8 protein-coding genes are annotated in these 12,704 nt (G+C 61.6%); 4 read left to right on the top strand and 4 right to left on the bottom strand.

The features are described from left to right. The first annotated feature begins 178 nt into the window (after nt 1-178). From C1X29_RS14375 to C1X29_RS14365, 3 genes are all read left to right on the top strand, one after another. Entirely contained in the window at nt 179-1,210 is a 1,032-nt protein-coding gene (locus C1X29_RS14375; RefSeq protein WP_102717781.1) for a sterol desaturase family protein, read from the top strand. Nucleotides 1,211-1,352: 142 nt separating this feature from the next. Further along, nucleotides 1,353-2,366, top strand: a complete 1,014-nt coding sequence (locus C1X29_RS14370; protein ID WP_102687422.1) for an ABC transporter substrate-binding protein — start codon at nt 1,353-1,355, stop codon at nt 2,364-2,366. Between the two features lie 158 nt (nt 2,367-2,524). Then, entirely contained in the window at nt 2,525-2,941 is a 417-nt protein-coding gene (locus C1X29_RS14365; RefSeq protein WP_007956881.1) for an organic hydroperoxide resistance protein, read from the top strand. 83 nt (nt 2,942-3,024) lie between these two features. Here the strand turns inward: C1X29_RS14365 and C1X29_RS14360 are convergent, their stop codons facing one another. From C1X29_RS14360 to C1X29_RS14345, 4 genes are all read right to left on the bottom strand, one after another. After that, nucleotides 3,025-3,501, bottom strand: coding sequence for a copper chaperone PCu(A)C (locus C1X29_RS14360; RefSeq protein ID WP_085748386.1), 477 nt, complete (start codon nt 3,499-3,501; stop codon nt 3,025-3,027). Next, entirely contained in the window at nt 3,501-4,106 is a 606-nt protein-coding gene (locus C1X29_RS14355) for an SCO family protein (protein ID WP_039770777.1), read from the bottom strand. Before C1X29_RS14355 ends, C1X29_RS14360 begins: the two co-directional genes overlap by 1 nt. A 151-nt stretch (nt 4,107-4,257) precedes the next feature. Continuing rightward, nucleotides 4,258-5,676, bottom strand: a complete 1,419-nt coding sequence (locus tag C1X29_RS14350) for an efflux transporter outer membrane subunit (protein ID WP_102717729.1) — start codon at nt 5,674-5,676, stop codon at nt 4,258-4,260. Between the two features lie 62 nt (nt 5,677-5,738). Next, nucleotides 5,739-6,533: a helix-turn-helix transcriptional regulator gene (locus tag C1X29_RS14345; RefSeq protein ID WP_085748383.1), complete on the bottom strand. Its 795-nt coding sequence runs from the start codon at nt 6,531-6,533 to the stop codon at nt 5,739-5,741. Between the two features lie 490 nt (nt 6,534-7,023). Here C1X29_RS14345 and C1X29_RS14340 point away from each other — a divergent pair. Continuing rightward, the coding region (locus C1X29_RS14340) for a non-ribosomal peptide synthetase (protein WP_102717728.1) at nt 7,024-12,704 on the top strand (5,681 nt) is incomplete at its 3' end.

Raw genomic sequence — 12,704 nt, 5'->3', positions numbered from 1 at the left:
GCTGTGATCCATCCGCAAGGGGCGGGGCCTTGATCGGCGACCGTCTTGGCGGTTTTCCGGCCTGAGTGCGGCGGCGGTTTTATTGTTTCAGGCTGTTTAAGCGGCCTTTGATCCGTTCGTGCTGCATTTGCGAACCAGTGCGATTTACAATGCGCGACTTCTGATGGAGTCGTTCGTCGTGGATTTACTCGCGCAACTTCACGCGCAGCTCAGCCGCTGGGTGATCGATCCGGTCACCGAAAGGTTCCTTGGCCTGTTCGATTTGAACGGCCGCCTCGGTGTGGTGTTTCTGCTCACATCCTACGGCGTGGCATACGGCCTTTATCGCCACCGAAAATCCCGGCACCTGACGCAAGCCCGATCCTTCTGGCAATTTGTCGGCGGCGGTCGTGTTCACGGGCATCGTTCGGCCTGGCTGGATTACCGTTATTACTTCATCAAGGCGATTCTTCGGGTGACGCTGGTGTTGCCCGTGGTCGGCCTCGTCGACCCGCATATTCTGCGTTCGGGCGACTACGCACAGTTTTTCACTCAGTTGTGGGGCGCGCGCGAGCAAGTGCCGGAACACCCGTTGATCGCGTTGTTCTACGGACTGGGCGTGTTCCTGTTCAGGGATTTTCTGCATTACTGGATTCACCGCGCCTTCCATTCCCGCTATCTGTGGGAATTTCACAAGGTTCATCATTCGGCGCCGGTGCTGGTGCCGGCCACCGCCAGCCGGATTCACATTGCCGAATCGATCGTTGAACGAATCGTCATCACCGCCGGCCTCGGCGCGTTTGCCGGGACGGTCTGGTATGCCTGCGGCGGCGAGATCAGCCGCTACACGCTGTTCGGCGTGACCTGGCTGGCGCTGATCATCAACAGCCTGGGCTCCAATCTGCGGCACAGCCATGTCTGGCTGTCGTTCGGGCCGGCGGTCGAGCATGTGCTCAGCAGCCCGGCCCAGCACCAGATTCATCACAGCGACGCACCGCGCCATTTCAACAAGAATTTCGCGATCAATCTGTCACTGTGGGACTGGCTGTTCGGCACGCTGTACGTCACCACCTCAAAGCCCGAAGCCTTGCGCTTCGGCACGGGCGAGCAGGACCGCACGCGTTATCTGACGCTGTACAGCCTGACCGTCACCCCGTTCGTGGAAACCGCGAAGCGCCTGTCATTGAACGCCGACGGTCTTAGCACCCGGTTCAACCAGCGTACGCCTTGAACGTCGGTATCAGCCTGTTCATCAGTTTTTCGAAGCTGGTTTTCCAGTGATATCAATATGCGATAACGGTATTTAAATTTCGTTTTTTATAGCGATAAAGTCCGGCCTCACAGATTTTCCTGGAAATCACTGCGAGGTTGTCATGGCCCTACCGTTCAAACGTTCTGCACTGACGCTGCTGGCCGCTTCGCTGGCTGGTTCGCTACTCGGCAACACCGCTCAGGCCGAAGGCAAGATCAGCATCGCCCAGCAATTCGGCATCGGTTATCTGATTCTGGATGTGGTGCGCGATCAGCACTTGATCGAGAAGCACGGCAAGGCACAGGGCCTGGACATCGAGGTCGACTGGAACAGCATTTCCGGCGCCACCGCCATGAACGAAGCGTTGCTCACCGGATCGCTGGACGTGGTCTCGGCCGGCGTGCCGCCGATGCTCACCGTGTGGGATCGCACCAAGGGCAAGCAGAACGTCAAGGCCATCGCTTCGCTGGGCTCGATGCCCAACTACCTGCTGACCAATAACCCGAACGTGAAAACCCTCAAGGACTTCAGCGACAAGGATCGCATCGCCGTGCCGGCGGCGGGTGTGGGCTTCCAGTCGCGCACGCTGCAGATCGAAACGGCCAAGGAATTCGGCAATGACCAATACAAGAAATTCGACGACATCTCCGTCAGCCTGCCGCACCCGGATGCGACGGCCGCGTTGATCGCCGGCGGCTCGGAAATCAACGCACACTTCTCCAGCCCACCGTTCCAGTACCAGGCACTGCAGAATCCCAACGTGCATAAGGTGCTGAGTTCCTACGACGTGCTCGGCGGCCAGGCCACATTCAACGTGCTCTACACCACGGAAAAATTCCACGACGAAAACCCGAAAACCTACAAGGCGTTCTACGACGCCCTGGCCGAGGCCGAGAAGATCATCAAAGCCGACAAGCCTGCGGCGGCTCAAGCTTACATTCGGGTTGAACAGTCGAAACTACCGCTGGCGCTGGTGGAGAAAATAGTCACCGACCCGGAAATCGATTTCACCGTAGTGCCGCAACGCACCTTTATCTATGCAGAGAAACTGCAGGAGCTGGGCGTGCTGAAAAACAAGGCGGACAGCTGGAAGGATTATTTCTTTGAAGAGGCGCATGGCGGGGCGGGGAGTTGAACACTCGTCTTTTCTGAACAGTCCGCACGTCCGTTCGCCGGGTGAGCGACAAACCCGTGTCTATAGTGAGAGGGCTGTGTGAAACGGGTGGCGCACCTCAAGGCTGCGACGGGAGGCGCCGAGTGAACAATCTGCTGTTTTTCATTCAAGAGATCGCCATGAGTCAGATCGAAAAAGTCCTCTACACCGCGAAAACCCACACCACCGGCGGACGTGACGGCGCATCGCGCAGTTCCGACGGGATCCTCGATGTAAAACTGTCGTCGCCCGGCTCCAGTGGCGGCGGGACCAATCCGGAACAATTGTTCGCAGCAGGCTGGTCGGCGTGTTTCATCGGCGCGATGAAAGCGGTGGCGGGGCAGCAGAAAATCAGCCTGCCAGCGGACCTGGCGGTGGATGCCGAAGTGGACCTGGGTACCAACTCGGGAGGGTATCTGTTGCAGGCGCGACTGAATGTAAGCCTGCCGGGCATGGAGCGCGGCGCGGCGCAGCAGCTGGTGGATGCGGCGCATCAGGTGTGCCCGTACTCCAAGGCCACGCGCAACAATATCGAGGTCGAATTGAAACTGGTCTGATATCCAGATGCAAAAGGGGCGGCATGATCGTCGATCATGCCGCCCCTTTTGTTTTTTGAAGCCGTAAATCTGTCCGTCGACGATCAATGCATCTTGCTGTGATCGTGGCCTTCCATGGTCAGCGCCTTGACCGGCGCTTTCACTTCAACGGTTTCCTTTTCGCCCTTGGCGTTTTCCACGGTCAGGGTCAGCGGCACGCTGTCGCCTTCCTTCAGCTGAGCGGTCAGGCCCATCAGCATCACATGGTAACCATTCGGGTCGAAGTTGACGGCCTTGCCCGCTGGCAGGTCGACCGATTTCACTGGGCCCATGCTCATCACGTCGTTCTTCATGGTCATCTCATGGATCTGCACGTCCTTGGCCGCTGGCGAGGCAACGCTGAGCAGCTTGCTGTCGCTGTCGGCGGTGACGGTCATGAACGCGCCGCTGGCCGACTGGTTCGGCACGGTCGCACGCACCCAGGCGTCGTCGACCCTGGTCTGCGCCGATACCTGGAAAGCCAGGCCCAGCAGGGACAGGCCCAGTGCGGCACGTTTGATGTGGTTCAGAAAAGGGTTCATCAGCAGACCTCCATGACGGTAAGCAAATCTTCCGTGCACTCTTGTGCAGAAAGCGATTGAGACAGGCCCACACGCAACGTGCCCCGGGTGTCGTAGACATAGCTGGTGGCGGTGTGGGAAAGGGTATAGGTGTCGCCGGCCGGGACTTTTTCGTAGAACACGTCGAATTCCTTGGCGGTGGCCTTGGTTTCTTCGAGGGTGCCGTACAGCGCGACGAAGCTTGGATCGAAGGTCTTGACGTAGGCGTCGAGGATTTCCGGGGTGTCGCGTTCCGGGTCGAGGGTGATGAACACCACTTGCAGGATGTCGCCGTCCTTGCCCATCAGCTTCTTGATTTTTGCGGCGCGGGCCAGCGTCGTCGGGCAAATCGCCGGGCACTGGGTGAAACCGAAGAAGATCATCGGCATCAGGCCGCGAAAGCTCGACAGCGTCACGGTGTTGCCTTCGGTGTCCTTGAGCTTGAAGGTGCGTCCGAGGATCTTGTCGCTCAGATCCTTGCCGTACTTGTACGACAGTTCGCCGCGGGTGTCGCAGCCGGCGAGCAGGCCGAGACCGAGTACGCCCATTCCCGCAAGCACCTTGCGGCGAGTCAACAAAGCCGTCATTTCATACCGCCCTTTGGAGCCCGCCGGTCGGCAGGACAGGCGGGGGGGTTAACCGTAAAAGCGGCGCATGATACCAAAATGATCCGGCAGGTCGGTTTTTGATCACCTGTCAATGTCGGAACAGGCGACAAAAGGTGTAAGAAAAAATGACTCAAGGCGATGGTGGAAGCGGCTCGACCGGGCTCCAGCCACCACCCAGCGCGGTGTACAGATTCACTTGCGCCACCAACTGCGCCAACCGATCGGTAATCAGCCCTTGCTGGGAACTGAACAGCGAACGCTGGGCATCGAGGAACGTCAGGCTGCTGTCGACGCCGCTTCGATAGCGGTGCTGCGCCATGTCGTAGTAATCCTGGGTCGCCTGCACCAGATCGCGTTGGGCCTGGAGTTGCTGTTCGTAGGTCTGGCGCGCCGCGAGGCCGTCGGACACTTCCTGGAATGCCGTCTGAATGGTCTTTTCGTACTCGGCGACGCTGATGTCCTTCTGCAGCTTCGCGTAATCCAGGCTGGCGCGCAGACTGCCGGCGCTGAAGATCGGCAGGTTGATCTGCGGCTGGAATGTCCAGGCACCGGAGCCGCCCTTGAACAGCCCGGACAGATCGCGGCTGGATGTCCCGGCATTGGCGGTCAGGCTGACACTCGGGAAAAACGCCGCCCGCGCCGCGCCAATGTTGGCATTGGCGGCGCGCAGTTTGTATTCGGCCTGGAGAATGTCCGGCCGGCGTTGCAGCAAGTCCGAGGGCAGTCCGGCCGGCACGGTTGCCACCAGATCACTGTCCAGCGGACGCGCCGGCAGGTTTTCCGACACTGGCGCACCCACCAGCAGCGTCAGGCTGTTCAAGTCCTGGGCGACCTGACGCTGATAACGGGCCAGGCTCGCGCGGGTGCTGTCGACACTGGTCTGCGCCTGAATCTGATCCAGCGCCGAGGACTTGCCGGCCTCGCGGTTGCGGGTGGTCAGGTGCAGGCTTCGTTCGTCGGCGGCCAGCGTTTCCCGGGCCAGCGCCAGCAACTCCTGATCGGCGCGCCAGGTCAGGTACGCGTTGGCGACGTTGGCCACCAGACTCAATTGCGCACTGCGCCGGGCCTCTTCGGTGGACAGCCAGGTCAGCAGCGCCTGCTCGCTGAGGCTGCGCACCCTGCCGAAGAAGTCCAGTTCATAGGCGCTGATGCCCAGATTCACCGAGTAGGTCGAGGTGATCGCCGCCTTGGTGCGGGTCACGCTGGACGGCAGCCGCTGACGCAGCTCGTTGGCGTTGGCCGACACCGCCGGCAGCAGGTCGGCGCGCTGGATGCGGTATTGCGCCTGAAACGCCTCGACATTCAGGGCAGCTACCCGCAGATCGCGATTGTTGACCAGCGCGCTTTCAATCAATTGCTGCAACGCCGGGTCATTGAACAGCGCGCGCCAGTCTTCCACCCGGGGCGTGACCGGGGATTGCGCGGCATACGCCGGACCTTGCGGATACTGCGCAGCGCTCGGCGATGCCGGTCGCTGGTAATCGGGAATCAGTGAGCAACCGCCCAGCAGCAGCGCAGCGGACAGCAGGGAAATCGGCAATCTGAACATCAAACAGCCTCGTTCACGAATGAGAGCGGACGCCGGGCGCCCGTGATGAGAAAAACGCCGGATCAGGCCCCGGCCATCCATTTCGCCAGACCGTGTCGCCCGCTGACCCCAAGCTTGGCGGCCGCGCGCTTGAGGTAGGTCTCGATCGAGCTGTTCTTGACTCGCAGCTTTTCCGCCATCTGCGGCACGGTGCCGCCGGTCAGCAGACCCAGGCAGACTTCTTTCTCGCGCACCGACAATGTGATGTCGCCCAACGCCAGGCGTTCGTCGAACACCTGTTGCAACGGCGTCTGGGGTTGATCGGCTTGTGGCGCGCGGGGTTGGCGGGCGATGGCTTGTCGACTGATGTGCGCGTGGCGCTCGATCAAGGGCAACAGGGTGTCGGACAGGCGCTTGAGAAACGACAGCTCCGGCAGGGAAAACACCCGATGCGTGTGGGGACGGTAGAACGAAATGACGCAACGGCGATTGGACGTGCGAGACACCAGATTGCATTGGTGGACGCTGTGGTGCGGGTGTCGATGCTGGAGCGAGGCTTTCAGTTGAATCAGTAGCGAGTCGTTCATCTCGATCATCTGTTGCAGCAACGGGTGGTCGTCCGGGTGCTGCAACGGATCCGGGGGCGGAAAGGTGTCCGGCAAACCGGCACTGCCCAACGCCTTGATCTCGACCACGCTTGAGTCCCGTTCATCCAGGGTCCATTCACTGAGATGGACGCGATTGACGGGTACGAGGTTGTCGACCAACTGGAACATATTCGTGGCAAAACGCTCGTTGCCGGTGCTGGCGATCAACTCCCCCAGCTGCCAATAAAAGTGCGGATTTTCCATGTTGCGAAGACTGCCGGTCAGATTCATATCCTTGTCATCCCTGATTTAGAGCCATTGCCGAATCGTCTGCCGTGCATGCACCCGTGAAACGCCCACCCAGTCTTTTCTCCTTGAAATCGTCTGGAGCGGGATTTAAGCCTATGCATTTGTCCTACGTCTGTAGGGGAAAACAGGGACACAAAGTGCCACCATTTCCGAAAAAATGGCGTCACGTTTCTGTCAGGTGAATGTGCAAGGTCGCGTAGTCCGTGACTGTACGGTCTAGTACGAACCCCGAAATCCGGGGATCGGACCGCCGCACCCTTCAGTGCGGGACGCTGGCGGGCAGGCAAGTGTGGCGATTGTCCTACAGGATTTTCAGTCATTTCTTTCCGAACTTTTAGGGAAATCGCTGACTTCTCAGGCCCTGTTGGCTCGCACAACTGTACAAAGTGGGGAGTGTTGTCCGGGTTTTTCGTGTCACGCGGATTTCGGGGCCGATGCTTGAATACGCGCCAAATCACGTGAGATGGATCTTATGAACCAATTTGCTGCCGATGCGGCGGACGGTCTGTCCGCGATCTCCGAGGCCTTCCCGTTGACCGCTGCGCAGCGTGACATCTGGCTCGACCAACTGCGTCAGGGGAATTCGCCGATGTACAACATCGGTGGCTATGTCGAACTGACCGGGTCGCTGGATCCGGCGCTGATGCAGGCGGCGCTTGAAGGTCTCGTGGCCCGGCATGACGCGATGCGCACCAGCCTGCTGCCGGGGGCCGGCGATGATGGGCTGCCGTTGCAGCGTTTTGCCAGGTCCATGCCGGTGCCGATGCCGGTGCACGATTTACGCAGCCATCCCGATCCATACGCCGCAGCGCGCCAACTGACGCAGGAAAACATCGAGCAGCTGTTTACGCTGGACGGCGGGCCGTTGTTCCGGTTTCGTCTGCTCTGGCTCGATGACGACTGCCATTGGCTGTCACTCCAGGCCCATCACCTGATCGTCGATGGCTGGGGTTTCGGCGAGATGCTCAAATCCCTCGACGAGATCTACAACGCGCTGGCGCTCGGGCAATTGCCGCCCGATTCGGCGCCGTCCTATGTCGATTTCATCCGTGACGATGCGCGGTATTTTCAGTCCGACCGTTACGCCCGTGACCGGGCGTATTGGCTGGACAAATACCAACATCGGCCGGAGCCGCTGTTGTTGCCGCGCTATCAGGAACGCTTTGCCAGCGCTGCGGCACCGACCCGGATTTTCTCGCAAGTCTTTCCGGCTCGCTTGCACGAGCGCATGAAGCAGGTGGCCCGAGAGTACGGCGCGTCGGCGTTTCATGTGTTGCTGGCAGCGATCCATGTGTATTTCAGCCGCAGCGCCCAGCGTGACGAATGGGTGGTGGGCGTGCCGCTGCTCAACCGCTCCGGCGCCCGGTTCAAATCGACCCTGGGGCTGTTCACCCAGGTCAGCGCGGTGCGCATGGGGTTTGGCCGCGAGTTGTCATTCAAGACGCTGGTCAAGGCGATTCACGACGAGTTGAAAAAAGACTTTCGCCACCAGCGTTTTCCCTTGAGCGAAATGAACCGTGCCCTCGGCTTGCTGCGCGAGGATCGCTCGCAGTTGTTCGAAGTGACCGTGTCCTATGAGCGCGATGCGCATGAATACCGCTACGGCGAGGCGCAGGGGCGGGTGGTCAAAGTGTCGAACCACGCAGAGGGCACGCCGTTGTCGGTGCACCTGCTGAGCAGCCGTGGTGACTACGAGGACAGTTTGTACATGGTGTACAACGAGGCCTACTTTGACGCCGAAGAAATCGCGGCGCTGAGCGGGCGCTTGCTGTGGGTGCTGGAGCAGGGGCTTGAAGACCCGGCGCTGATGGTGGGTGATTTCAGCCTGAGCCTGCCGACCGAATCGGCGCTCTTGCAGCAGTGGAACGACACACGCGCGCAATACCCTCAAAACCTGACCATTCACCAGCGCATCGAAACGCAAGCGGCGACACGACCGGATGCGGTAGCGGCTGAATCCCGAGGACAACGGCTGACCTATGCCGAGCTGAACCGACAGGCCAACGCCCTGGCCCATCATTTGATCGGGCTTGGCGTACGACCCGACGCCCGCGTGGCGCTGGTCGCGCGCCGAGGGCTGGACACGCTGGTCGCGCTGCTGGCGATTCTCAAGTCCGGCGCCGGTTATGTACCGGTCGATCCGGCTCATCCTGCGGAACGGCTGAGCTATTTATTGCGCGACACTGCTCCGGTCGTGGTCCTGACCCAGCGCGATCTGCGCGAACGTTTGCCGGTGCTCGACGTGCCGGTGATTGAAATCGACACGCGCGCCTGGCCGATCAACGATCTCAACCCTGACGTTTCGGGTCTGACCACTGCACATCTGGCCTACGTGATCTACACCTCCGGCTCCACCGGCCAGCCCAAGGGCGTGATGGTCGAGCATCACACGTTATCGAATCTGGTCGACTGGCATTGCACGGCCTTCGACCTGAGCGCCGGTTGCCACACTTCAAGCCTCGCCGGCTTCGGCTTCGACGCCATGGCCTGGGAAGTCTGGCCCGCGCTGTGTGCTGGCGCGACCCTGCACCTGGCGCCGTCTCGTGACGGCGGCGAAGACATTGACGCGCTGCTCGACTGGTGGCGTGCGCAACCGCTGGACTTGAGTTTTCTGCCGACCCCGATTGCCGAGTACGCCTTCAGCCGTCACCTCGAACACCCGACCCTGCGCACACTGCTGATCGGCGGTGATCGACTGCGCCAGTTCAATCGCGAGCAGACGTTCGCGGTGATCAACAACTACGGCCCGACCGAAGCGACGGTGGTCGCGACCTCGGGCCGAATCGAACCGGGCCGGACGCTGCACATCGGCAAACCCGTGAGCAATGCCACGGCCTATCTGCTGGATGACCGACAGCGTCCGGTGCCGATTGGCGTGGCCGGCGAGCTGTACGTCGGTGGCGCCGGGGTGGCGCGGGGTTACTTCAATCGCCCTGAGCTGACCGCCGAACGTTTCCTCGACGATCCATTCAGCCGCCAGCCCAACGCGCGGATGTATCGTACCGGCGACCTCGCACGCTGGTGCCCTGACGGCACTATCGAATACCTGGGCCGCAACGACGATCAGGTGAAGATCCGTGGCGTGCGCATCGAGCCCGGTGAGATCGAAGCCGCTTTGAGCAGCCATGAATCCGTGCGCGATGCGGTGGTGCAGGTGCGCGACGGGCAATTGCTGGCCTGGTTCACCGAACGCCAGCCGCTGGATATCACGCAGCTGCATGCTCACCTCAAGACCCGTCTGCCCAGCGCGATGCTGCCATCGGCCTACGTGCGCCTGACGGCGCTGCCGCTGACGGCCAACGGCAAACTGGATCGTCAGGCGTTGCCGGCGCCGGGGCCGGAGGCGTTGATCCGCCGCGAATATGAAGCCCCGCAAGGCGATGTCGAAATCCTCCTGGCGCAGATCTGGGCCGAGGTGCTGCAAGTCGAAAAGGTCGGGCGTCACGATCACTTCTTTGAACTGGGCGGGCACTCGTTACTGGCGGTCAACCTGATCGAACGCATGCGTCAGCTGGGGATGAGCAGCGATGTGCGCGTGCTGTTTGGCCAGCCGACCCTGGCGGCACTGGCCGCGTCGGTGGGCAGTGGCCGCGAGGTCGAAGTGCCGGCCAACCGCATTCCGCAAGGTTGCACGCGGATCACGCCGGACCTGTTGCCGTTGGTTGAACTGGATCAGGCCACCCTCGACCGGATCATCGCCACGGTGCCGGGCGGGGCGGCCAACGTGCAGGATATTTATCCGTTGGCGCCGTTGCAGGAAGGCATTCTTTATCACCACATCACTGCCGCGCAGGGCGATCCGTACCTGCTGCAATCGCAGCTGGCGTTCGACAGCGTCGAGCGGGTCGAGGCCTATGCGGGCGCGTTGCGTCAGGTCATGGCGCGCCACGACATCCTGCGCACTGCGGTGGTCTGGGAAGGTTTGACCACTGCGGTGCAGGTGGTCTGGCGCGAAGCCGAACTGCCGGTGCAGGAAATTACCTTCGATCCGGCCGAGGGCGATGTCCTCGCGCAACTACACGCGCGTTTCGATGCTCGTCGCTATCGCATCGACGTCAGTCAGGCGCCGCTGATCCGGCTGATGTATGCGCGCGATCCGGCCCACGGGCGGATCGTGGCGATTCTGTTGTTCCATCACCTGGCGCTGGATCACATCGCGCTGGAAGTCCTGCGCCATGAAATGCGCGCCAACTTGCTTGGGCTGAGTGAGACCTTGCCGCCAGCGGTGCCGTATCGCAATTACGTGGCCCAGACCCGGCTCGGTGTCAGCGAGCAGGAACATGAAGCGTTCTTCCGCGAGATGCTCGCCGACATCGACGAGCCGACCTTGCCGTTCGGTTTGCAGGATGTGCAGGGCGACGGGCGCGGCACCGATGAAGCCGTGCGCATGCTTGCGCCGGAACTGGATCGGCGTTTGCGCCTTCAGGCGCGGCAGGCCGGCGTCAGCGTGGCCAGCCTGATTCACCTGGCCTGGGCCCAGGTGCTGGCGGCGACCTCGGGGCAGGAGCACGTGGTGTTTGGCAGCGTTTTTATGGGCCGGATGCAAGGCGGCGAGGGCGCGGACCGGGCGCTGGGCGTGTTCATCAACACCTTGCCATTGCGGGTGGACATGAACCGTGGCGTGCGCGATGCGGTGCTGCTCACCCACGCCCGACTGACCGATTTGCTTGGGCACGAACATGCGTCACTGGCGCTGGCCCAGCGTTGCAGCGGCGTTGCGTCACCGGCGCCGCTGTTCAGTGCGTTGCTCAACTATCGGCACACCGAACTTGAGGCGCAGGAAGCGGCGTCGGACCCAGCCTGGCAAGGCATTCAGACCCTGGAGAACGAAGAACGCACCAACTACCCGCTGACCCTGAGCGTCGATGATCTGGGCAGCGCTTTGCAGATCACCACGCGAACCCTGATGAGCATCGGTGCGCAGCGCATCGGCGACTACGTGCAAACCGCGTTGCAGACGCTGGTGGATGCGCTGGAGCAAACTCCGCAACAGCCGCTGAATCGCTTGCCGATCCTGCCGGCGGCGGAGCTTGAGCAACTGCTGGTCGAGTTCAATGCCAGCGAAGTCGATTGCCCGCTCGATCAGCCGCTTCAGGTGTTGTTCGAGCAACAAGTACAGCGCAGACCCGACGCCATCGCGTTGCAGGCTGGCGAGCAACAATTGACCTATCGCCAGCTGAACGAACAGGCCAACCGTCTGGCGCATCATCTACGCGAGCACGGCGTGCAGCCCGATTCGCGGGTGGCGATCTGTGTCGAGCGCAGCCCGGATCTGATAGTCGGCCTGCTCGGCATTCTCAAGGCCGGCGGTGCTTACGTGCCGCTGGATCCCGACTATCCGCTGGAACGCCTGCATTACATGCTGCAGGACAGCGCCCCGGTGGCGGTGCTGGTACACGAGACCACCCGCAATCTGTTGGGCGAGCCGGGTGTGCCGGTCATCGACTTCGACCGTTGCACCTGGCAGGGCGCCTCGACTGAAAACCTGAAAGGACCGGGTCTGAGCGCTTCAAACCTGGCCTACATGATCTACACCTCGGGCTCCACCGGTACGCCGAAAGGCGTGATGATCGAGCACCGAAGCGCCTGCAACATGGTGCACTGGGGCTCGCAGATCAGTCCGCCGACCGAACATGGCGCGCTGTTGCAGAAGGCCCCGTTCAGCTTCGACAGTTCGGTGTGGGAGATTTTCTGGCCGCTGTGTTCCGGCCTGCGGCTGGTGCTGGCGCGGCCCGACGGCAACCGCGATTCGGCCTATGTCACCCAAGTGATTCGCGAACGGCAGATCACCGTAGTCAAGTTCGTGCCGGCGCTGCTGCAACAGTTCATCGAACAGGACGATGTCAGCCAGTGCACCAGCCTGACTGACGTGCTCAACGGTGGCGGTGAACTGACCGCCGCACTGGCCCGGCGTGTCCGCGAGCGCCTGCCGTGGGTGCGTCTGCACAACGTCTATGGCCCGACCGAAACCACGGTCGACAGCACCGGCTGGACGCTGGAACCGGATCAACCGGTGCCGGAAACCGTGGTGCCGATCGGCAAGGCCCTGAGCAATACCCGGCTCTACGTGCTGGACGCCCACGATCAACCGGTGCCGTTCGGTGTCAGCGGACATTTGCACATCGGCGGGGTCGGGGTCGCGCGGGGTTATCT

Source organism: Pseudomonas sp. GW456-12-10-14-LB2 (assembly GCF_002884345.1).
Taxonomy (GTDB): Bacteria; Pseudomonadota; Gammaproteobacteria; order Pseudomonadales; family Pseudomonadaceae; genus Aquipseudomonas; species Aquipseudomonas paraglycinae.
Note: the sequence above shows the minus strand (reverse complement) of the source record. Positions and strands in the feature narration are given on the sequence as shown.